General features: G+C 44.8%; 11 protein-coding genes, 2 tRNA genes and 3 rRNA genes. 8 read left to right on the plus strand and 8 right to left on the minus strand.

The window, feature by feature from the left end:
* Nucleotides 1-46: 46 nt before the first annotated feature.
* Complete coding sequence (locus ACAM39_RS00900; RefSeq protein WP_369627891.1) at nucleotides 47-781, minus strand: glycosyltransferase; 735 nt, start codon at nucleotides 779-781, stop codon at nucleotides 47-49.
* Between the two features lie 184 nt (nucleotides 782-965).
* On the opposite strand from ACAM39_RS00900, the gene ACAM39_RS00905 reads away from it, so the two are divergent.
* Nucleotides 966-1778, plus strand: coding sequence for an NRDE family protein (locus ACAM39_RS00905; RefSeq protein ID WP_369627892.1), 813 nt, complete (start codon nucleotides 966-968; stop codon nucleotides 1776-1778).
* A gap of 68 nt (nucleotides 1779-1846) precedes the next feature.
* Here the strand turns inward: ACAM39_RS00905 and ACAM39_RS00910 are convergent, their stop codons facing one another.
* Together ACAM39_RS00910 and ompR are read right to left on the minus strand one after the other, a co-directional pair.
* Nucleotides 1847-2902 (minus strand): CobW family GTP-binding protein, encoded by a 1056-nt coding sequence (locus ACAM39_RS00910; protein ID WP_369627893.1) that lies wholly within the window; start codon nucleotides 2900-2902, stop codon nucleotides 1847-1849.
* A 71-nt stretch (nucleotides 2903-2973) separates the two neighbouring features.
* The gene (gene ompR, locus ACAM39_RS00915) at nucleotides 2974-3747 is read right to left on the minus strand and encodes an osmolarity response regulator transcription factor OmpR (RefSeq protein WP_284034909.1); all 774 of its coding nucleotides are present in this window, start codon (nucleotides 3745-3747) and stop codon (nucleotides 2974-2976) included.
* Nucleotides 3748-4315: 568 nt separating this feature from the next.
* Between ompR and ACAM39_RS00920 the strand changes: the two genes are divergently transcribed.
* The 7 genes from ACAM39_RS00920 to rrf all read left to right on the plus strand — a co-directional run bounded on the left by ACAM39_RS00920 (nucleotide 4316) and on the right by rrf (nucleotide 13607).
* Entirely contained in the window at nucleotides 4316-6865 is a 2550-nt protein-coding gene (locus tag ACAM39_RS00920; protein WP_369627894.1) for a Tex family protein, read from the plus strand.
* An 84-nt stretch (nucleotides 6866-6949) separates the two neighbouring features.
* The gene (gene menA / locus ACAM39_RS00925) at nucleotides 6950-7882 is read left to right on the plus strand and encodes a 1,4-dihydroxy-2-naphthoate octaprenyltransferase (protein WP_369627895.1); all 933 of its coding nucleotides are present in this window, start codon (nucleotides 6950-6952) and stop codon (nucleotides 7880-7882) included.
* A 420-nt stretch (nucleotides 7883-8302) separates the two neighbouring features.
* A 16S ribosomal RNA gene (locus ACAM39_RS00930) occupies nucleotides 8303-9834 on the plus strand.
* A 163-nt stretch (nucleotides 9835-9997) separates the two neighbouring features.
* Nucleotides 9998-10074, plus strand: a tRNA-Ile gene (locus tag ACAM39_RS00935).
* A gap of 85 nt (nucleotides 10075-10159) precedes the next feature.
* Nucleotides 10160-10235, plus strand: a tRNA-Ala gene (locus ACAM39_RS00940).
* A 300-nt stretch (nucleotides 10236-10535) separates the two neighbouring features.
* Nucleotides 10536-13395 (plus strand): 23S ribosomal RNA (locus tag ACAM39_RS00945).
* 98 nt (nucleotides 13396-13493) lie between these two features.
* Nucleotides 13494-13607 (plus strand): 5S ribosomal RNA (gene rrf / locus ACAM39_RS00950).
* The 16S, 23S and 5S rRNA genes sit together here with 2 tRNA genes alongside, the layout of an rRNA operon.
* A gap of 306 nt (nucleotides 13608-13913) precedes the next feature.
* On the opposite strand, the gene ACAM39_RS00955 is transcribed toward rrf, so the two are convergent.
* The 5 genes from ACAM39_RS00955 to ACAM39_RS00975 all read right to left on the minus strand — a co-directional run bounded on the left by ACAM39_RS00955 (nucleotide 13914) and on the right by ACAM39_RS00975 (nucleotide 23680).
* Complete coding sequence (locus ACAM39_RS00955; RefSeq protein WP_369627896.1) at nucleotides 13914-15995, minus strand: bifunctional 2',3'-cyclic-nucleotide 2'-phosphodiesterase/3'-nucleotidase; 2082 nt, start codon at nucleotides 15993-15995, stop codon at nucleotides 13914-13916.
* A gap of 206 nt (nucleotides 15996-16201) precedes the next feature.
* Entirely contained in the window at nucleotides 16202-17296 is a 1095-nt protein-coding gene (locus ACAM39_RS00960; RefSeq protein ID WP_369627897.1) for an SIP domain-containing protein, read from the minus strand.
* 77 nt (nucleotides 17297-17373) lie between these two features.
* On the minus strand, nucleotides 17374-19506 hold the full coding sequence (locus ACAM39_RS00965) for a TonB-dependent siderophore receptor (protein WP_369627898.1): 2133 nt from the start codon (nucleotides 19504-19506) through the stop codon (nucleotides 17374-17376).
* A gap of 137 nt (nucleotides 19507-19643) precedes the next feature.
* The gene (locus tag ACAM39_RS00970; protein WP_369627899.1) at nucleotides 19644-21338 is read right to left on the minus strand and encodes a multidrug ABC transporter permease/ATP-binding protein; all 1695 of its coding nucleotides are present in this window, start codon (nucleotides 21336-21338) and stop codon (nucleotides 19644-19646) included.
* Nucleotides 21339-21433: 95 nt separating this feature from the next.
* Entirely contained in the window at nucleotides 21434-23680 is a 2247-nt protein-coding gene (locus ACAM39_RS00975) for a TonB-dependent receptor (protein WP_369627900.1), read from the minus strand.
* Nucleotides 23681-23710: the final 30 nt, after the last annotated feature.

Consider the following 23710-nt stretch of genomic DNA (forward strand, 5'->3'; position numbering starts at 1 on the left):
GGGCAAGCTCCTAAAAACCCTGCAAAAAATAGCGTTGACACCGACGCTATTTTTTTTGGGTATGATAATGCCCGAACTGGTAACGGATTTTGTTATCGCGGATTTCGCCAATAAAAAAACGATATAAATTGGCATGCAGGTATTTCCAGCCTGTATTAAAATAGCCATCTTGCTGCAAGCGGCGTGGGTCAAAGCGAAAGGTGAGTGGTAGCATCTGATAACGGGTGATTTTTTTGGCGCGATTGACATAGTCACAATCTTCACACAGGGTGATAGACTCATCAAACCCACCCAATTGCTCATGCACGGATTTACTGGAAAAAATACACGCACCGACCGCCGTTGGCGATAAAAATTGGCTAACAAAAATACCCATGTTAAACAGCAGATAACCCACTGTAAACCAAGGTTTTAGGTGGTCAGCATTCATGTATACACCGGCTACTTTCAAGGATTTTTTATCCAATAATTGACTGGCTTTTTGCAAGAAGTTTGTATCCAACCGCACATCGGCATCTAAAAACAGTATCCGTTCATTTTTGGCTAGTCTTGCCCCTGTATTACGACCCAAGCTGACGCCACGCTTTGGCATTTTATGTACGCTTATCGCGGGCAACTGATGGCGAAAACTGGCTGCAATTTGACAGGTGTCATCTTCGCTGTTGGAATCCACCACGATGACTTCAAAATTTTGGTAGCTTTGCTGGGCTAAGTCACGCAAAATATTACCGATACGTTCGGCTTCGTTTAAGGTAATAATCACAATGCTAATTGGCGTCATAAGCTCATTCACAAGGGCAACAATCGTTTAAAACGGAAGTTTTTAGGTTTTTTATCATAAATGAACAATATGACGATTTGGTGATTGCCAAAAAAATTTTGGGTGCTAAGCTAGGGAATGAGTAATCGAGCTGATGCAAGGTACAATGGGCAATGGCATGGTAACAAGTTGGAAGGAATAAAGTATGTGCATTGTGGCGTTGGCTTGGCAGCTGTTTGAGGATAAGCCCTTGGTGCTATTATCCAATCGGGATGAATTTTTGCAGCGTCCTACACGCGCACTGCGTGAATGGCAATTGCCGAATGGAAAAAAAATCATCGCGGGGCAAGATGCGCAAGCAGGGGGCACTTGGTTGGGTATCGATCCTGTGCATGGGCGCTGGGGGGTGATTTTAAACTACCGAGAGATTATCAAAGATAAGCCTGTCTTTGCCACCTCCCGCGGTCAGCTCATCCTTGATTATTTGAGCGGTGAGTGGTCGCCGCTAGCTTTCGCAAGACAAATTGATTTGCCCTGCTATGATGGGTTTAATCTAGTCATCGGCGATCGGCAGCAAGCGGTGCTACTTAATAATAAAGGGTATGGCATCGAGGTATTGGCAAAAGGCTTATACGTGTTATCCAATGGTCAACCAAATACGGCATGGTTTAAAACGGAAAAACTGCGCAGGCGAGTAAGACAAGAGTTATTGCCGCTGCTTGCTCGGCATGAGGACTGGCAAACAGCCAATTGGAAAAACGTGGCATTTGAGATACTGCAAGACCGTGAACAAGCGCCTATCACCCAGCTACCTGATACAGGATTAGGTATGGAGACAGAGTTGGCGTTATCTTCCATTTTTATTCCTGCCAATCGCCTCGATAAATTGCTGGGAAGTAGCTATGGGACACGCGTGAATAGTTTGCTTACCATCACTCATACAGGGTTTGATATGCAAGAAAAAAACCTTGAAAATGACACTATCATCTGTATCACGCCCGATGTGAACGCCACATAATCAATGAAAAAAACAGCCACAAAATCAAAAAAATAGACAAGAAAATCGGCTATCCATCAACCGTAAGCTTAATGGATATGCCCAAACATCATCATCAGCTCAGTATCGAGCCTATCAAAATCCAATTCGATAGTGTTATCCAAAAAAATCACCTCAATGCGGTTATCGGTTTGTGGTTCACAGGCCAACAAATCGAGCGAATCCGGGGTAAAATTCATGGTTTGCCATTGCTCATCATGCGTATGTTTGATATGAACCACCGATTTGATACGTTGCCAGTCGGGCAGTGCCAACAACCATTCCATCAGTACAGTCATATCAATTGTCCAGTCGGCTGACACCCGCCAGCCAATGATTTGATAGCCATTTTGTACATCATGATAGCGAAATGGCAAATCATCATTGGCAGCTGTTGGTGATTGGGTAGTGGTTGGAGCGTGGGACTGAGCAAAGCTTGTTAAGCTAATTTGTTGGTAATAGCTACGCTCGGCAAGCACTTGGCTTGATTGCTTGAGCGCTTGTTGCAATTGCCGCAGATTGTCTTCGCTCAGCGTTTGTTCTGCTTGCCAAATCAATTTTGCTTTAGGGTTTAAGCCTTTTACCCATGCGGTTAGCTGGGTTTTTTGGGTGTCATCCAATCCATGAAAACGATTAATCACCACCACATCACAAAATCGCACATGCGCTTGGTAGCCTTCATTGTCACGATAACGGCTATCTTGCCAATGACGCGCATTGACGATACTGAGGGCGGATTTTAGCGACAGCGCAGTTTGCCAATGCGGAGCAGATAGCTGCTCAATCAGTTCTCGCGGGTGTGCAAGCCCTGTCGGCTCAATCCATAATCGGTCAGGTCTATACTCAGAAGTCAGGCGAGCGAGCGCAATCTGTAGCGGCATTTGCGACGTACAGCAGATACAGCCACCAGATACTTGGCGAATCGCTAAATCATGGTCAGCATTACCCGTCAATAGCTTTTCATCAATACCGATTTGACCTGCTTCATTGACCAAAATCGCCCACTTTTCTTGGTGTTGAAAATGCGCGATGCAGGCATTGATAAAACTGGTTTTTCCAGAACCTAAAAAGCCCATCACCAGGTGACAGGCTGTATTTACAATCAAAGGTTTTATCATAAAAGTTTTTAACTCTGTTAACTTAGCTTTTTTAATCCGCTCTTTTAAATAGCCCTTGTCTAGCTATCTGCGCCATCGGGTACAAACACGTAGCCCACACCCCATACGGTTTGTATATAGCGCGCTTGCGAAGGGTTATCTTCGATGAGACGGCGTAAACGCGATACTTGCACATCAATTGAGCGCTCCATTGCGCCCCATTCACGGCCGCGTGCCAGATTCATCAGTTTATCACGGGTTAATGGCTCACGGGGATGTTGTACCAAGGCTTTTAATACACTAAATTCACCCGTGGTTAAGGTTACGATATTGCCATCACGTTTTAGGGTGCGCGTTGATAAATCTAATGTCCATGAGCCAAATTCGACCACTTCCATTTGCTGACTGGGTGCACCTGGTAATTCACGCGTTTGCCGGCGCAATACGGCTTTAATACGTGCCAATAATTCTTTGGGGTTAAACGGTTTTGGCAGATAATCATCCGCACCTGCTTCAAGTCCTGCGATACGATCGGCATCGGAACCTTTAGCGGTCAACATAATAATCGGAATATCAGAGTTTTCTGCGCGTAAGCGATGGCAAATACTGATACCGTCTTCGTTAGGTAGCATCAAATCAAGTACAATCAGCGAAAATAACTCGCGCTGCATCAATTTATCCATTTGGTTGCCGTCATGCGCCGTACGTACAATATAACCATCGTCTTCCAAGAAACGTTGCAACAAGGTACGAAGGCGTGCATCATCGTCAACCACTAAAATGCGCTGATTCATATCGCCGGCGGCTGATTGATTGGGGGTAGATTCTACAGTGGGGTTGATGTCGTCACTCATTGATTATTTTCCTCATTTTTATCGTCGATATTCCTATCACCCATAATCCTATCACTAACGTTATTTTCACTCGAATGTTGTTTTCGCTACATAGTTTTTATAAATACCCAATTGTTTTTTATAAAGGCTAAATATGTTCCATTAATGTGTTGAACTGAACCTTAATAATTAATAGTTAGGACAGGCAATGCTATAAAATATATGGGTATGCAATTTTTTATTAGGGACTGATAAGGGTATTTTGAAACGATTGGTTACAACTTGCAAGCATTATCAATCTTATAATTCAGCCAAATTTGCGTGGTTATGCGGTTATTAAATCAAAAAAATGTGTCGATTGCTGTAGTGATTTTGCTAAAAATGCGACGTTAGCTTATAGGGTAGGCACTTATTTATAGTCATTACTTAGCAAAATTTTAGTCTAACGACAGCAATAGTATTGGCAAAATAAAAAATCGCTAAAGATTTTTGTTAAAATAGCGTTTACCTATTATCTTTTTGTATTGTTTTGTTATAATGCGTGAACTCTTAAGTTTTGAGTTCATCCTTATAAGTGTTAGGCAAAAATATGACTACAAACGTTACTGCCATTGCGGCTAATCCAGCGGTAGATGTACTCTCTGAGCAAATCCAGCAAGCCATTTATCAAAAATTAGCTGCAAATCTTGGTATCAAACTTAACCAAATGATGGCATTTGTCAAACTCTACGATGAGGGGGCGACGATTCCGTTTATTGCACGCTATCGTAAAGACCAAACCGGCGGGCTCGATGACGTACAGTTGCGTAGTCTGGAAAAATCGCTCAGCTATGAACGAGATATGGCCATTCGCCGCCAAAAAATCATTGAGTTGTTGACCTCACAAAATAAGTTGACCGATGAATTGAATGAACGCATCAATCAAGCGGCATCCAAACTTGAGCTAGAAGACATTTATTTGCCGTATCGTCCGCGCCGCCGCTCATTGGCAACCCAAGCGCGTGAAGCAGGACTTGAGCCAATTGCCTTGGCGGTTTTAAATGACTCGGTAAGTCCAGCCTCGGCATTATCAGATTATCAAGCGCCAGCGCCTGTACAGGATGACAACGGCGAAGCCGAAGCGTCAATTTTTGAAGATAAAGAAAAACAGCTATCAGGCATCGGCGCCATTATTATCGATGAGTGGACACAGCAGCTTGACCTACTCGATAAACTGCGCGTCGGCTTTGGTAAAATCGCCCAAATTCATAGCCGTTTAGTGGGCGAAGAAAAGCGGGAAGTCGGCGAAAAATACAAAGACTATTTTGACCACGCTGAAAGCTTGGCGCGTCTACCCAATCATCGATTATTAGCGATGCTACGCGGTCGCCAAGACAACGTACTGACGATTGCCATTGAAGGCGATGATGCACCATTCATTGAACAAATTAATCACGCGTTTAACTTAACCGCTGCTGAGCCTAGTGAGCGTCAACAGTTTTTATTGTCACTGGGCAAAAAACTGTGGTTGGATAAATGGCGCCCGCATATTGAGCATCGTTTGCTCACAGAAAAACGCTTAACGGCTGAATCCGCAGCAATTGACGTGTTTGCAAACAATTTACAGCATCTATTGATGGCAGCGCCAGCGGGTCAAAAAACGATTCTAGGCATCGATCCCGGTATCCGTCATGGCGTCAAAATGGCGGTAGTTGATAGCCTAGGTCATGTTGCCAAAAACAGCGATGGTAGTTTTGCAATTGCAACAGTGTATCCATTTGCCCCAGACAATAAAGTCGATGAAGCCAAACAAATCATTGCCGATTTACTCAAAAATCACCAGGTGCATTTAATCGCCATTGGTAATGGTACGGCTAGCCGTGAGACAGATGCTTTAATCAAAGAAATTTTGGCAGAACACAGCGCTCAAGGAAACGGCGATATCAAAGCCGTGCCTGTGGTGGTCAATGAGTCTGGTGCTTCTGTGTACTCAGCCAGCGAACTGGCATCGCAAGAATTACAAGAGCTTGATGTATCCATTCGTGGGGCGGTATCGATTGCCCGTCGTTTGCAAGATCCCTTGTCTGAGCTGGTTAAAGTCGATCCCAAAGCCATTGGCGTGGGTCAATATCAGCATGACGTCAACCAAACGCAGCTGGCGGATAGTTTAACCAAAGTCACGCAAGACTGCGTGAATGCAGTAGGCGTAGATGTCAACACCGCAAGTCCTGCGATTTTGTCTTATATCGCAGGTCTCAATGTCAATGTGGCGCAGCAAATTGTCAACTACCGCAACGAACATGGCGCCTTTGCCAACCGTGAACAGCTCAAAAACGTGCCAAGATTGGGTGCCAAAACTTTTGAACAAGCGGCAGGTTTTTTACGCATTCGTGGCGGTGATGAGCCATTAGATGCAACAGGCTTACACCCAGAAAACTACGAAATGGTCAAACAATGGCTGGCTTCAACTGACAACAATCTCGACGATGTGCTAGGCGACGAGTCAGCGCTTAACAATCTGACCGCTTCACTTATCGCTGCCGCAAACGATGAGGTTAACGATGCCGAGCAAGCAACGCTGAAAGCCGCTGCCATCAAACAAGAATTAGCCAAACCTGCACACGATCCAAGACCGAGCTTTAAAACAGCAAAGTTTCGTGACGATGTTAATAGCCTCAACGATTTAACCGAAGGCATGACGCTTGAAGGCGTGGTCACCAATGTGACAAGTTTTGGTTGTTTTGTTGATGTTGGCGTACATCAAGATGGCTTGGTGCATATCTCAGAGATGGGTAACGAGTTTATCGCCGATCCGTTAAATCATGTCAAACCAGGTGACATCGTCACCGTTCGCGTGATTTCAGTGGATGCAGAGCGTAAACGCGTGGGCTTTAGCATGAAGTCAGACACCCCAATGGTAGCCAAAGCTACTGAAAAAGCACCCGCTAATAAAGCAAAAAATACCAACCAATCAGTGGATGGTACAGCGAAAAAACATGCAGACCATAGCGAGCGTGGCGGTAAATCAGCCAAACATTCGGGCAAACCTCAACGTAGTGACAAAGCCGCTAAACCGCAAAACCAAGCAGCCGACAAACCGCAAAAAATCGGTAGCTTAGGTGCATTGTTGGCGCAAGCAGGTCTAAAAAAATCAAAATAAACCCCGCATCATTGGTAAACGTGCATCTAAATGGATAAATCCATTTAGATGTTGCGATTGGTGATACAAGGTTTCGAGTGAGTGATGGTCAATTTTTTACAAGCATTTTGGCAAGCGACTCGCCCACGCACTTATCCATTAGCGGTGGCTGGCATCATAGTAGCCAATGCGTTGGCATACTCCCGTATTGGCAGCTTTAATAGCAAAAATTGGCAAATCTTTTTGCTAAGCCTTTGGGTTGCCTTAGGCTTGCAGATTTTATCTAATTTAGCCAACGACTACGGCGATGGCATACGGGGTACGGATGCGCATCGACTCGACAGACAGACAGCGCAAGGTACAATCAATCCCAAGACCCTTAAAAAATTAATCATAAGTTGGGCACTGTTTATTTTTGGCTGCGGTATTGGCTTACTTTGGCTAAGCTTTAACAGTCTGACCGATTTTTTCACCTTCTTAGCATTGGGCATCATCGCGATTATCGCCGCAGTGACCTATACCATGGGTAAAAATCCCTATGGGTACAGTGCGAAAGGGGAAATAGCGGTATTTTTATTCTTCGGCTTAGTTAATGTATTAGGGGGCGTGTACCTACAAACACAATTTATCCGTGTGATGGATATTATTGCTGCGGTGGTGATTGGCCTGCTATGCACGTGCGTATTGATAATTAACAATATGCGTGATTTTGACACAGATACAAGTGCTGGTAAAAATACCCTTGCCACCACCTTAGGCAAAGAAAGCATCAGCCACCTGTATCGGTTTATGTTGTTGGGTGCTTACTTTTTACTCATTACCTTTGTGACCTTGCGACAAAATTTTTATCTATTAAGCCTATTTGTTCTAGTATCACCGATTGCCAAGCATCTTAAAATGGTTCGCCATTATAGTGATGAAAATATCCCCGCAAACGCACTAGCGCCAGAGCTAGCCAAAATTGCCTTAATCACTCTAGCGACCAGTATATTGATGAGTGTAAGCATTCTTATCTTTAACTATAAAAAATTAATTTGAAAATAAATAAAAAAACTTTTGACAGCGGTGTTGACAGGTAAAAAGAAAAGCGTATAATACGCACTCACTGGCAGCGACTACAGCCACAAACTGTAGTAAAAACAACAACTTAAATTAATATAGATATAAGTTGAGCGGTCATAAAAAATTAAAGAAAAAAGTTATTGACAACACAAAATAAGCTGTTAAAATAGCGACCTTCTTAACGACATCAGCCGATGATGTTGTGAACTAAATAACAACAAACACAAGAACAACTTGTGTGGATTTTCACTTTGGCGCGAAATATTAAGATTTAATTATTTTGTTGTCTGAGTAGAAGATACTCGTAAGTTTATTTGAGCAAAGACAGTATAAATAATTGAGTCAACAAATTAAATCTATTGACACCGCGTAGCGGTGACAACAGATAGAAAGATTAAACTGAAGAGTTTGATCATGGCTCAGATTGAACGCTGGCGGCAGGCTTAACACATGCAAGTCGAACGATGAAACTCTAGCTTGCTAGAGATGATTAGTGGCGGACGGGTGAGTAACATTTAGGAATCTGCCTAGTAGTGGGGGATAGCTCGGGGAAACTCGAATTAATACCGCATACGACCTACGGGTGAAAGGGGGCGCAAGCTCTTGCTATTAGATGAGCCTAAATCAGATTAGCTAGTTGGTGGGGTAAAGGCCCACCAAGGCGACGATCTGTAACTGGTCTGAGAGGATGATCAGTCACACCGGAACTGAGACACGGTCCGGACTCCTACGGGAGGCAGCAGTGGGGAATATTGGACAATGGGGGCAACCCTGATCCAGCCATGCCGCGTGTGTGAAGAAGGCCTTTTGGTTGTAAAGCACTTTAAGCAGGGAGGAGAGGCTAATGGTTAATACCCATTAGATTAGACGTTACCTGCAGAATAAGCACCGGCTAACTCTGTGCCAGCAGCCGCGGTAATACAGAGGGTGCGAGCGTTAATCGGAATTACTGGGCGTAAAGCGAGTGTAGGTGGCTCATTAAGTCACATGTGAAATCCCCGGGCTTAACCTGGGAACTGCATGTGATACTGGTGGTGCTAGAATATGTGAGAGGGAAGTAGAATTCCAGGTGTAGCGGTGAAATGCGTAGAGATCTGGAGGAATACCGATGGCGAAGGCAGCTTCCTGGCATAATATTGACACTGAGATTCGAAAGCGTGGGTAGCAAACAGGATTAGATACCCTGGTAGTCCACGCCGTAAACGATGTCTACTAGCCGTTGGGGTCCTTGAGACTTTAGTGGCGCAGTTAACGCGATAAGTAGACCGCCTGGGGAGTACGGCCGCAAGGTTAAAACTCAAATGAATTGACGGGGGCCCGCACAAGCGGTGGAGCATGTGGTTTAATTCGATGCAACGCGAAGAACCTTACCTGGTCTTGACATAGTGAGAATCTCTCAGAGATGAGAGAGTGCCTTCGGGAACTCACATACAGGTGCTGCATGGCTGTCGTCAGCTCGTGTCGTGAGATGTTGGGTTAAGTCCCGCAACGAGCGCAACCCTTTTCCTTATTTGCCAGCGGGTTAAGCCGGGAACTTTAAGGATACTGCCAGTGACAAACTGGAGGAAGGCGGGGACGACGTCAAGTCATCATGGCCCTTACGACCAGGGCTACACACGTGCTACAATGGTAGGTACAGAGGGTTGCTACACAGCGATGTGATGCTAATCTCAAAAAGCCTATCGTAGTCCGGATTGGAGTCTGCAACTCGACTCCATGAAGTCGGAATCGCTAGTAATCGCGGATCAGAATGCCGCGGTGAATACGTTCCCGGGCCTTGTACACACCGCCCGTCACACCATGGGAGTCTATTGCACCAGAAGTAGGTAGCCTAACGAAAGAGGGCGCTTACCACGGTGTGGTCGATGACTGGGGTGAAGTCGTAACAAGGTAGCCGTAGGGGAACCTGCGGCTGGATCACCTCCTTAACTAAAGCACTAAGTGAGAATTCACAGCAAGTTGTTCTTGTGTATAAATAAGCTAATAATCGTTAATCTACAGCAGCGCAAATAGCAAGGCTAAGACTAAAATCCTTAGCAAAGGATTTTAGCTCGAACCTAAAATTGCGATGCAATTTTTTAACGGTTCTCGGGGTCTATAGCTCAGTTGGTTAGAGCACTGCCTTGATAAGGCAGGGGTCATAAGTTCAAGTCTTATTAGACCCACCATTTAACCAGAGGTTAAATGCTTTAGAATTTACTTGGTAAATTCTCTTGCACTCGGGCAAAGCGATGCTTTGCTGATCCTTGCTCAGGGGCCATAGCTCAGTTGGTAGAGCGCCTGCCTTGCACGCAGGAGGTCAGGAGTTCGACTCTCCTTGGCTCCACCATAATTAGCTTAACGTAATAAAGCAGACAGAGTAATTTAGTAAGTGTATTAAGAGATTACTTCAATCTGTTTTATCAGAAATCACGACCTGACGAGGGTCTGATAATTCAATAACAACATAGAGAAATGAGTCTGGGTTAATTATCAAGTTCCAACGAAGATAATTAACCTTAGTAATCAGCCAATCAGACCCAAAGAAATGATTGGAACAACTGATTACTTAAAAGTAAAGAGAACTGAATCAAGCGTAAACATAGGTGAAGATCGTTACCATTACCTATACGACCCTTTAGGGTTGTATAGTCAAGTAATGAAGTGCACATGGTGGATGCCTTGGCAGTCAGAGGCGATGAAAGACGTGACAGCCTGCGAAAAGCGTCGGGGAGGCGGCAATATCCTGTGATCCGGCGATATCTGAATGGGGAAACCCACTTGTCATAAGACAGGTATCGTAAATTTATTTACGAGGCAAACCGGGAGAAGTGAAACATCTCAGTAACCCGAGGAAAAGACATCAATAGAGATTCCCCTAGTAGCGGCGAGCGAACGGGGAGGAGCCGACGAGTTTTAGTGTAGAAGAAAGGTTTGGAAAGGCCTACTGTAAAGGGTGATAGTCCCGTATTCGAAACACTTTAATGAGCATATTAAGTAGGGCGGAACACGAGAAATTCTGTCTGAAGATGGGGGGACCATCCTCCAAGGCTAAATACTCCTGACTGACCGATAGTGAACCAGTACCGTGAGGGAAAGGCGAAAAGAACCCCTGTGAGGGGAGTGAAATAGAACCTGAAACCGTGTGCATACAAGCAGTCGGAGCATCATTTATGATGTGACGGCGTACCTTTTGTATAATGGGTCAGCGACTTATATTCTGTAGCAAGGTTAACCGAATAGGGGAGCCGTAGGGAAACCGAGTCTTAATAGGGCGTCTAGTTGCAGGGTATAGACCCGAAACCGAGTGATCTATCCATGAGCAGGTTGAAAGTGACGTAACAGTTACCGGAGGACCGAACCCACTGTCGTTGAAAAGCCAGGGGATGACTTGTGGATAGGGGTGAAAGGCTAATCAAACTCGGTGATAGCTGGTTCTCCCCGAAAGCTATTTAGGTAGCGCCTCGGACGAACACCATTGGGGGTAGAGCACTGTTTCGGCTAGGGGGTCATCTCGACTTACCAAACCGATGCAAACTCCGAATACCGATGAGTGATATCCGGGAGACAGACGGCGGGTGCTAACGTCCGTCGTCAAGAGGGAAACAACCCAGACCGCCAGCTAAGGCCCCAAATTCCTAGTTAAGTGGGAAACGATGTGGGAAGGCACAGACAGCTAGGAGGTTGGCTTAGAAGCAGCCATCCTTTAAAGAAAGCGTAATAGCTCACTAGTCGAGTCGGCCTGCGCGGAAGATGTAACGGGGCTCAAACTAGGAGCCGAAGCTGCGGATTTAATTGTTTCAATTAAGTGGTAGGGGAGCATTGTGTAAGCCTGTGAAGGTGTGTTGTAAAGCATGCTGGAGGTATCACAAGAGCGAATGCTGACGTGAGTAACGACAATGCGAGTGAAAAGCTCGCACGCCGGAAGACCAAGGGTTCCAGTCCAACGTTAATCGGGGCTGGGTGAGTCGACCCCTAAGGCGAGGCCGAAAGGCGTAGTCGATGGGAAATCGGTTAATATTCCGATACTTGTTTATGATGCGATGGAGGGACGGAGAAGGTTATGCCAGCTTGGCGATGGTTGTCCAAGTGGAAGGATGTAGTTAGACTTAGTAGGCAAATCCGCTAGGTTATTAATGAGATCTGATAGCAAGCTGTACTTGTACAGCGAAGTGGCAAATACCCTGCTTCCAGGAAAAGCTTCTAAGCGATAGTCATAAAGAAATCGTACCCTAAACCGACACAGGTGGTCAGGTAGAGAATACCAAGGCGCTTGAGAGAACTCTGCTGAAGGAACTAGGCAAAATGGTACCGTAACTTCGGGAGAAGGTACGCTGCCGATGGTGAGTAGACATGCTCTACAAAGCTATTGGCAGTCGCAGATACCAGGCCGCTGCAACTGTTTATTAAAAACACAGCACTCTGCAAACACGAAAGTGGACGTATAGGGTGTGATGCCTGCCCGGTGCTGGAAGGTTAATTGATGGGGTTAGCGTAAGCGAAGCTCTTGATCGAAGCCCCAGTAAACGGCGGCCGTAACTATAACGGTCCTAAGGTAGCGAAATTCCTTGTCGGGTAAGTTCCGACCTGCACGAATGGCATAATGATGGCGGCGCTGTCTCCAGCAGAGACTCAGTGAAATCGAAATCGCAGTGAAGATGCTGTGTACCCGCGGCTAGACGGAAAGACCCCGTGAACCTTTACTACAGCTTTACATTGAACTTTGACCTTACCTGTGTAGGATAGGTGGGAGGCTTTGAAGCAGGCACGCCAGTGTCTGTGGAGCCATCCTTGAAATACCACCCTGGTAATGTTGGGGTTCTAACTCAAGCTTAACAGAGCTGAGGACAATGTATGGTGGGTAGTTTGACTGGGGCGGTCTCCTCCTAAAGAGTAACGGAGGAGTACGAAGGTGCGCTCAGAACGGTCGGAAATCGTTCGAAGAGTATAAAGGCAAAAGCGCGCTTAACTGCGAGACCCACAAGTCGAGCAGATACGAAAGTAGGTCTTAGTGATCCGGTGGTTCTGTATGGAAGGGCCATCGCTCAACGGATAAAAGGTACTCTGGGGATAACAGGCTGATACCGCCCAAGAGTTCATATCGACGGCGGTGTTTGGCACCTCGATGTCGGCTCATCTCATCCTGGGGCTGAAGCAGGTCCCAAGGGTATGGCTGTTCGCCATTTAAAGAGGTACGCGAGCTGGGTTTAGAACGTCGTGAGACAGTTCGGTCCCTATCTACCGTGGGCGTTGGAAATTTGAGAGGATCTGCTCCTAGTACGAGAGGACCAGAGTGGACGAACCTCTGGTGTTTCGGTTGTGACGCCAGTCGCATTGCCGAGTAGCTATGTTCGGATGGGATAACCGCTGAAAGCATCTAAGCGGGAAGCCCACCTTAAGATTAGATTTCCCTAAAGAGCCGTTGTAGACTACGACGTTGATAGGTTGGGTGTGGAAGCACAGCGATGTGTGTAGCTAACCAATACTAATTGCTCGTTTGGCTTGACTATACAACGCCTAAATGGCTTTGTAGGTAATAACGATTATCACCTCGCTTGATATAGCTGATACTTTACTTTTAAATTAACTCATTCCTCTATCCCCCTTTGCTGACGATAATAGCTTGGAGGTCCCACCTGATCCCTTCCCGAACTCAGAAGTGAAACTCCAATGCGCCAATGGTAGTGTGGTTCGCCCATGTGAGAGTAGGTCATCGTCAGCTCCCTATTCCAAAACCCCCCCCCTTACACTAGTAAGGGGGGGGTTTGCATTGTATTTTTTCAAGACTTTTTATATAGGGTATTGTCGGAAACCTAAAACGCTGAGACACAACCTTTATGCAAACCAAACAACAAAACACAAGTGTCATAAAATCCGGTATAAATGTAAGAAAGATGGCATGTCAAAGCTTGTCCGCTGTACCTTTTGCTGTACCTTTTAAATTAAAGCTTAATAAAATAGAAAAAGAAAAAGTGTGGAAACTACCACACTTTTTTTAACGATAAATAAAATACAAGTTTTTTGGCGATTAGTTTGATAAATCTATCGCATAATCCGCCAAGCCTTTATTTGAACCGTCGTCATTATTTACGACGCTAATATTGGTTAATCCTGCTTTTTGGGCAAAGTCAATTTTGTTTGCACTCGATTTGAAAGTTACAGGACCTGCTGTTTTTACTTTGACAAACCGCCAGCTACGACTGCTACCATTATTGGTTAATGATAAATTCTTAGCCGCTTTGATGTAGTTAATCAGTACATCACGATTGGCATCCGGTGATTCGACTACATTGGTACCGTTGATGCTGTAGTATTGCTTTAGACCTGATGCACGATAATTATTGGTTGCGATGATAAATGGTGCGTTGTCTTCAATCGGCTTGCCTCTGTAGGTTAAGTTTTGGATACGGCTACCGACAGGTTTAGTTACATCAATCTCATATTGCACATCGGGTGAGGTAAACATATCAAAGTTATACCCAGGAAAAGTGCTGATTAACGCTTGTGGCGTAGTAAGGCTTGGGTTTATTTGATTAAAGCGTTTGGCAGAATTCTCTAGCCATTTTTTGATGTCACTGCCTTGTATTTTTACTGCAAACACGGTATTTGGATACAGGTACAAATCAGCCGCATTGTTAATAGCAATATTGCCTTGAGCAACATCCGTATAATCTGAACCCCCTGCAAATCCGCTTTTAAATGGGGCACTCACTGATAAGACAGGGACATCTTTATATTGTGGCAAATTGGCATTAATATAATCGCTAATATAATTGGCTTGGGCTTGGTTGACCACTTGAATTGCTGACACATCACCCACATCAGCAAAGTAAGAAGTCATTGAGAAATCGGATGTACCGATTGGGGTTTTGACATAATTAATAGTGGCATTATGTTCTGCCTGAATTAATTGAGCCACTCGCGGGTTGGCTGCTACAAAAGTTTTATCAGCATTTTGGATAGTACGCACTTCCACTTTGGTATTGTTTTTATTGACGACCCATTTTTTGCCATCAAAGGTTAAATTCAATTTGATGACGCCTAACCCTTTGCCCCAAAAACTTGGCATGACAGCAGGTACGTTGTTTAAAAAGCCATTAACTTTATCAATACCTGCTTGGTCTAGGCGGGTGTCTTTGCTACTAGCATCAGGAAACACTTGGTGTGTGTGTCCCATCAAAATCGCATCAATACCTGCCACTTGCGATAGATGCCAACTGGCGTTTTCCATCGTTGGGCTGTATGGTGAGGTATCAATACCACCATGCGACAAGGCGACAATGACATCTGCACCTTCATTTTTCATTTGTGGCACGTATTTTTCTGCCATTTCTTTCGCACCGGCGGTGGTGACTTTGCCGTCTAGCCATTTTTTGTCCCATTGCATAATACCGGGTGTGGTAAAGCCAATGATACCAATTTTTAGCGGTACGGTAACCGTCTTACCGTCTGGTGTGGTTGCCGTAAAGGTTTTGGTAATGATTTTATAAGGCTTAAACAGCGGCTGATTATTGCGAGCGCTAATGACATTGGATAAAACCAAGGGAAAGTCAGGGCCTTTACAAGCACTGGCACTTGCGGTTATGCCATCAACATTAAACTGACTGCCTGTAATTTGATTAAGATAGTTCAACCCATAGTTAAATTCATGGTTACCAATCGTACCGGCATCATATTTTAGGTCATTCATAACCTTATAAATGCCTAGTGTTTCGTTGCATTTGACAGGGTTCACCGTTGCTTGATAGTCACCTAAAGCACTACCTTGAATGGTATCACCGTTATCTAGCAAGATATTATTGGCAGATTCACTACGAGCGTTATCGATAAGCGTTGCCGTTCGCTCAAGCCCAAAACTTTTGTCTTCTGTCAACTTGTAATAATCATAACTCATGACATTATTATGCAAATCTGACGTTTCAAGAATAGTAAAGTTAAGGTTCGTATTGGTAGCGATTTGCTGTAGTTTAGGGTCATTACTATCATTATCATTGTTATTACAAGCAACAAGTGACATGCTTGCTACAATCATGGATGTGGTGAGGCAAATGCGCTTGATTTGCGTATTTTTATAATGATGGTTTTTATAATGATGGGTCTTATAGTTCATGATCGCTCACTAAATTAGGCTCAAATAAGAGCGTTGATAAATTTGTGAAATATCATAGAAAGGTTGCGTGACAAAATGATGAATAGCTAAGGGTTCATAAAATTCGCTGCCCACTGCCTAATCTCAAGCGACCCTGCAAACAACCAATTGTTACGACCAAACACCCAAAGACGCATCTGATTGTTTGCCCAATTCTAGAACAACCCTTAGCTTGCTCGCCAGTACACCTTAAGTACACTATTATCGCGGCTTAACTGTAATAACTCATCCAATAGCGAACGCAGTTTTTTCGTTGTTGTCGCTTCAAGACCACCCCAGATGTGGTCAATTTTGTGAGGATGTTGTTGTAAAAAATCTTGTAGTATCGTAAAAATCTGCGTATGAGGCAGTTGGTTATTATTCGCCACAATTGGCAACACCGTTGCAGGATACTGGGCTAAAACGTCTTCTAAATACGCCAAATCTAGCGGGCTTTGCAAAAAGGTCAGTATAATCGGCGGTGTTGTCTGCTCGCTCATTGGCGACTGCTCTAACAGTCTGGCTACGGTCGGCAGTGAGGTTTCATCAGCGATTAATAGACTTTGTCCCTGTGGCTGATTAACATCGAGATGATCGATTTTTTCGGGGAATTCTCGCTCACTGGTAAAGATATCGCCTGTTTTTAACGATTTTACCCAAGTTTCGCCAAGACTGATTTCGCCGTTTTTTTCTCCATGACAATAGATATCTATCCAAGCAAGATTTTGCGTTTCACCGTTTTCATTCACGGTTTGCCATGCCTTGCGAAGCGTATAATAACGGTAGGGGCGGGGGTGTTTTTTTAGGTCGGTGTCAGGAAGTTTGACATCAAACAAAAACGCATAACCTGCCGGTAAATCGGATAAATCGCTATCGGTTTGCACTGTCAAACGATACATATGGTGACTAACCGCTTCAACGCTTTGCAGACAAAATTGACGCTGCTTGATGTCAATGGTTTTTTTACCTTGTTTGCGGTCACTGCGCTGCAATAAGGCGACATATTGGTCGTTGAATTTTTCAAGGGTTTGGGTCGGCTCACTAAATGCCAAAAGCTGATTGTCTAAGTGCGGCTCGCTTTGCGCAAATTGCAAATCCAACAGTAAGCCTTGTTGATAAATTTGGCGTAAGGTCGCATTTTGTAAGGTTTTTTGCTGAACCTTGGTTAAGTTTAGCAAGCCTAATGCCATGTGCTTCATATCATCGCTGTGGTCTTCGTTGATGTGATCGATGATGTCGGCAATTTCTGGGTCATCAAATAAAGTCAGATTTTCTGGGTGCATAGAATGTAATTTTTGTTAAAGGGCGATAAGGAAAGGACTTGGGGTAACAAGTCCTTTGTTTAGATTTATGAACCTGATTAAAACTTCGCGGTTAAGCTAACACTGGCTTGTCGCTCTGCGCCCATCCAGCAATTATTGCGGTCATAACAACTACCCACGTAGGTTTTGTCAAACAAGTTACTGACAGTCAAGCCCACATCGAACGTGGGGTTGATTTGATAACTGCCAGCCAGATCCACCAAGGTGACGCTTGGCAAAGTATCTGAGTTTTCTCTATCAATCTGCATCCCAGCGATGTGTCGCACACCCACTTGTACCGCGGTTTTGGCGTTGGGTTTCATACTTGCCCACAGTGTGGCGTTGTGCTTGGCAATTTGTTGCGGGGTATTGCCGACCAGTTGCGGGTTAAACTCATCCTTGGTGATTTCGGCATCGACATAACCATAGCCGACACCCACATTGAGCCAATCATTGAAACGATGATCGGCAGAAATTTCAAAACCTTTTGATGTGGTTTCACCTGTTTGGGTTTGTTTGGTCCAGTCGGTGGCAGTGACCTTATCATTTTTGCGCGTGATATCGTAGGCAGATAGTGTGGCTTTGGTGGCTTTATCTGGCGAGTTGTATTTTATACCGACTTCAACTTGGTTGGCGGTGGTGGGCTTAAAGGCTTCACCTGTAATATAGTTGACGCCCAATAAGGGTTGAAATGACTGAGCATAGCTGACATAGGGGGCAAACCCATTGTCAAGTTGATACAGGGCTGACAATCGACCGGATGTTTGGTTCGCTTCGTTGACGGTGGTTTTTGCATCGCTACCTGTGGCAGTGGTTTTGGTGGTGCTTTTATAGTCATCATGGCGCAACCCTGCGACCACAGTGAGCTTGTTCCATTGCATTTCATCTTGTAGATAAACGCCGAATTGACTTTGCTCAATATCATCGGTTTGTTGATAGCCAGTCAAACTAAGGGCAGTTTTGCTAAATAAATCATAATCAGGATCGCTTAAATCGATGATGGGTACGCCATTGTACATGGCGTCTGCGTACTTGGCGGTGCTATCGGTTTTTTGATAGTCCACACCCAATAATAAATTGTGCGAGGTATTATCGGTAATCAGACTATAAGCCAATTGGTTATCGGTTGCCCAGTTGGTCATTTTTTCATCGGTCGTGTAGGCGGTGCGTATCAGCTTGCTGTCTGAGCCTTCGCTAAAGCCTTGATGGTAGGTGTTTTTTTGTTGGGCATCGGCATCGGTATAACGCAAGGTATGTTTAAAGGTTAACAAATCATTGATTTTCCAGTTGATGGTCTCGCTTGGCATAAAGACTTTTTTACTAAAATCATTCCATTTATCGCCGGCGTAGGCATCCGCGTCTAACTTACCATAACTGGCTTTATACACTGTGCCAACGCTTGGCAGTGGGGTAGAAGGAACTTGATGAGGGTCATCTTGATAATACAAATTGGCAAGCACCGAGATATTGTTGCTCGGCTTGTATTCGATAGAGGGATTAATTAGCACCCGTTTTTCTTCGGTCGTTTGCATTTGTCCGTCTTTTTCACGGGCTAATGCCACCATCCTATAATTGGTGGTATCGTTAATAGGACCTGTGCTGTCAATGGCGATTTCTTTAAGATTATTGGTGCCTGCGCGTAGTCTGATTTCGTTTTCGGGGATGTTTTTTGGGGTTTTGGCGATTTGATTGACCATGCCGCCCGGCTCATTATAGCCATACAGTGATGAAGCAGGTCCCTTGAGTACTTCCACGGCTTCGGTGGCATAAGCATCGACTTGGGGCATTAAATTCCAAGTTCCATCATACGGCAGACGCATCCCATCATAAAAGTTGGAATAATTCTTAAAACCACGCAGGGTGTATTCATCAAAAATACCAACCGTCCCACGACTTTCGCTACTGACACCTGGCTCATAACGCAGCGCACTCGCGACACTGTCTGCTTGGCGTTGCTGCAATGTCTCTTGCTCGATACGAGAATAACTCATGGGGGTTTTTTCGGGGTCGAGGGCGGTCTTGGTAGCGGTGGTGCGGTAAGCATCACTACGAATGACCAAGGTATCTAATGTGGTTTCAGGTGTTTCTTCGCTATTGGTTGCAACGTCTGCTAGCACTTGACTGGCAAAAACATGGCTGATACCCACCGCCAAACACGCCCGTATTGCTACGGATAAAAAAGATAAACGCATAAGTGACCCCGACCTAATAAATAATTACAGAAATTTACAGTATGGTAAAATTAATGAAAATAATAACAATAATTATTATCATTTGCAATTATATTTAATCAGCTTTTACGAGGTTTTAGGGCAGGTCGTATAGATTCTTAATGCTCACCAATCACTGTAATGGCATCTAGACTGGCTTTTTCGCGTTGCAAACCGGTCAGCTCGCTGAGTTCGCCATTTTTCATCATCAACAATCTATCCGCCTTTTCAAAATAGCTGTCATCATGACTGATAATAAACAGCGTTTTGCCCATTTTTTGCAACATGGGAATAATAGTGTGATAAAACACACGGCGATAGGCAGGGTCTTGGTCAGCAGCCCATTCATCAAGCAGTAAAATAGACTTTTCTTCGGCGACAGCAAGCAGCATGGCAAGGCGTTTGCGCTGCCCTTGCGAAAGTTCGGTGGCGCTAAGTTGGTTATCGGTGACGCTGACTTTTTCTTTGATGGCTAAAATATCTAGCCAATTATCGATTAACTCAGAATTTGGTTCATTTCGTGCGCTTCCCATCACAGTGTTAAACAGATAAAAATCGCTATAAATCGCTGAAAATAACTGGCGATAATGGGGGTAATTTTCTAAGGCGACAGGCTGATTATCGATAAAAATACCCGTGTTTTCAGCATATTTGGGCTGATATAACCCTGTGATGAGCTTGGCAAGTGTAGATTTTCCGCTACCATTGGCGCCAATTAAGAACACCACTTCGCCCCGTTTTAACGTAAAGTTGATATGCTTTAAGCCAAAATTTGCGCTATTGTCATAGTGATAATTTATATTTTTAAAAGTAATGACTTGCCAATTTGGGGTTAAAATTTGGGTATCAAAATTTGGGCTATAGTCAGCAAGCTGTAATGATTGTATTTTTTCCAAGGCAACTTTAGCCGTTTGCACGGTGGGAAATGCCCCAATCGCCATTAGTAGAGGCGACTGGATAAATAATACGGTGAGGGCAAACGTAGTGGCGGTGGCAGTATCTACCCAATGATAAATATTTGCTAGGGCATAAATCACCCCAATTACAGCAAACATCATAATATTTGACCAGCTTACGGCTGACAGATGAAAAGTATCGGCTTTGACAATATGGTTGAAGTAGTCGCTTGCGTGGCGTTGATAATCATTGGTAAATAGACGTTTGGCACGTTCACGATTTAAGGCAAGTTCTTTTCGTCCATCAATCACCGCTTGATAATCTTGATACAGTGCATCATTGATTTCTCGTAATGTGGCTAAATGGGCATACACATGACTAACGAGTTTACTGCTGATAAAAATAGTCAGCGTAATACACCCCATGACCACAAGTAGCATTGGTATGGATAAAAACCCCAAATAAACCGCAGTCGCTGTGCAGATAATTACCCCTTGCACCAGCTCAGGCAAGCGTACAAACGCCACGGTAATCGACTGCACATCGGTAGTTAAGCTAGCTAACAGCTTGGCACTACCGATTTTTTCGATTTGGGCGATTGAAGTGTCTAAGATACGTCTTATCAGTTGCGAGCGTAATTCAAACACAAAGCGATGCCCTAACTGGGTCAAGGCAAGCTGTGACGTAAACGTTGTCGCTAATAAACCCATAATCGCTACCAAAAATACCGCTAATATCTGCCAACTGCCTAAGAGGTTATTATCAGTGCCGACTGCTGCGATTAAAAAACGGTTAATAAAGGCGATAATAGCGACATTCACCAAGGCATTAAGCAGATTGAGCAAGATGACTTTGATAAAGGCAATACGGTGCTGTTGCCAGATGAGGGTCATAAGGGGCATGGTAGTAGGGAACATGTATTTCCTGTTTAGCTTTTATTTTTTAGCCAGTCTCAAATAAAAATCGGACAAAGCAAGCTTTATCCGATGGCAAACGTTAACAATGTGTCAAATTAAAAATCAAAGGTCGCTGACAGCTTCAATGTGCGTGGCTCACCTAAGGTAAGATAGCCTGCACCGTTGTCACCTGCCGTATTTTCATAACCGCCCACCGATGACCAGTAGTCTTTATCGGTGACGTTAGCAATCACCCCTTTGAGCGTGACTGCTTTACCGGCAAGTTGGGTTTTATATCTTGCGCCCAAATCCACAGTGGTGTAGCCATCGACTGTTAGGGTGTTGGCATCATTGGCGTAACGCTTGCCAGTATGGATGACATCGCCTGTTAAGGTTAAGCCGTCTAGTTGTGGTAAGTCATATTCTAGCCCTAGATTTAACAGGTGTTTTGCCGCACCGATAACTTGCTTCCCTTCAGTGGCATCGCTACCAGTATCTTTTTGTTGGGTATCTAGGAAGGTCACGCCGCCTAGCACTCGCATATTGGCGGTGGGTTGTCCATATACATTGAGCTCAACGCCCTTATGTTGGTTTTTGCCATGCGCTTCAAAGGTGGTATCAACCGTAGTATAACGCGGCTTGTTGGTTTGAAAAGCGGTGAGACCTGCACCGATAACGCCACGGTCGTATTTCACGCCGATTTCGCTTTGTTTGGTGACGTACGGTGACATGGCTTGACCTGCATTGGTCAGCTCAGTTGCTACGCCATCGATGGTGGTAGTAAGTGGGGCAGTTTCGCCTTTGCTGAGGCTTTGCATGTAGTTAGCAAAGACTGACCATTCATCGGTTGGGCGATATAATAGGGCAAACGCAGGCGTGGTTTTACTTTCTTTATATTTGCCATTACTGGCTTGGGTGGTGGGGTTAAAACTTTCGTCTTCAATGATTTGGTGTCTTGCCCCCAAGGTCACTTGAAGTTTATCATCCATGAAGGCTAGGGTATCTGCCAATGCCACACTGGTGAGGGTGGTTTCGCCTGTCTTGGTAGGATGGTTGATATCGCCACCTGCCAACGCCGCTGCTGACCAGCTGGGTTTGGCGTACGAGGTTGGGTGATATAAATTGGTCGTCAGCGTATTTTGCCAATCAAATTGATAAGGCGCTTTTGTCTGTGCTTTATAGATATTGCCAGACACTACCCAGTTATGGTTGATTTTGCCTGAGGTCAGTTTCCCACGGATACCGATTTCGCCTGTGTTGATGTCGTCCTCACGGGCATTGTCAAAGCGGTAGGTGGTGCCATCGCCATTTAGATTAGTGACCGTCAAATTAGCAAGCGAGTTTTCTTCTTCGCCATGACGAAAGCCATACGCGCCATACGCAGTCAAATTTGGGCTAAGGTCATATTCAGCCCGTAATGTACCAAATACATCTTTTTCATTTGAATAACTCCACGGTTGCGACCAGTTGCTTTTGGCATCAGCGGCATTGGGTACACGGTTTAAACCTGACAAGGTGACATTGGTGCGTGTTTTTTGCAGCTCGTTATTTTGATAGCCCAAATCTGCCGATAACCGCATGTTATCTTGGCGATAATCTAAGCCCAAACCGACCAAACCCAATTTGGCTTTTTCATCATCGACGGCTGTACCGCCGTCTTGATACGCGACATTGGCACGCACACCGTACGCTTGATTTGCGCCAAACCGTTGTCCCACGTCTAGGGCAATTTTACCATTTTCGGCATTTTCGCTGCTGATAGTGACTTTACGAATCGGCGTTTGAGTGGCACGCTTTGGCAGCAAATTGACTGTGCCTCCTTTATTACTACCCCCAGGCGCCATCCCATTTAGGAAGGTACTCGCGCCACGTTGTACTTCGACCCGCTCAAATAGCTCGCTTGCGATATATTGACGGGGCATAATGCCGTATAAGCCGTTCATCATGGTATCGTCAGAGTTGGTGACAAATCCGCGAATAAGGTAAGCTTCTTGAAAGTTACCAAAGCCACGAGCCACACGCACGGTTGAATCTTTTTTTAGGATATCGCCAACAGAATCTGCTTGTTTATTTAAAATAAAGTCATTGGTATAGGCCGTGGTCGAAAAAGGCGTTTCCATGGTCGATTGATTACCCAAAATACCGATACGGCTACCTGTAGCGACTTGCCCACCTTGATAGGCTGGCGACAAACCAGTTTTTGACGCATCCGCACTTGCAGTCACCACGATTTCATCGAGTAAGGTTTCTGTGGCAGCATCCGTGGTATTTGCTTCTTCTGCCATCGCCGCGGTTGATAACAAGCCAATCGTACTCGCTGCCAAAGCCGAACGCACTGCTAAAGATAATAGGGATAAACGCATATTCGATCACTCAAAAGACAATACAGAAAA

Origin of the sequence: Moraxella sp. K02, from assembly GCF_041154755.1 — a bacterium.
GTDB lineage: Bacteria > Pseudomonadota > Gammaproteobacteria > Pseudomonadales > Moraxellaceae > Faucicola.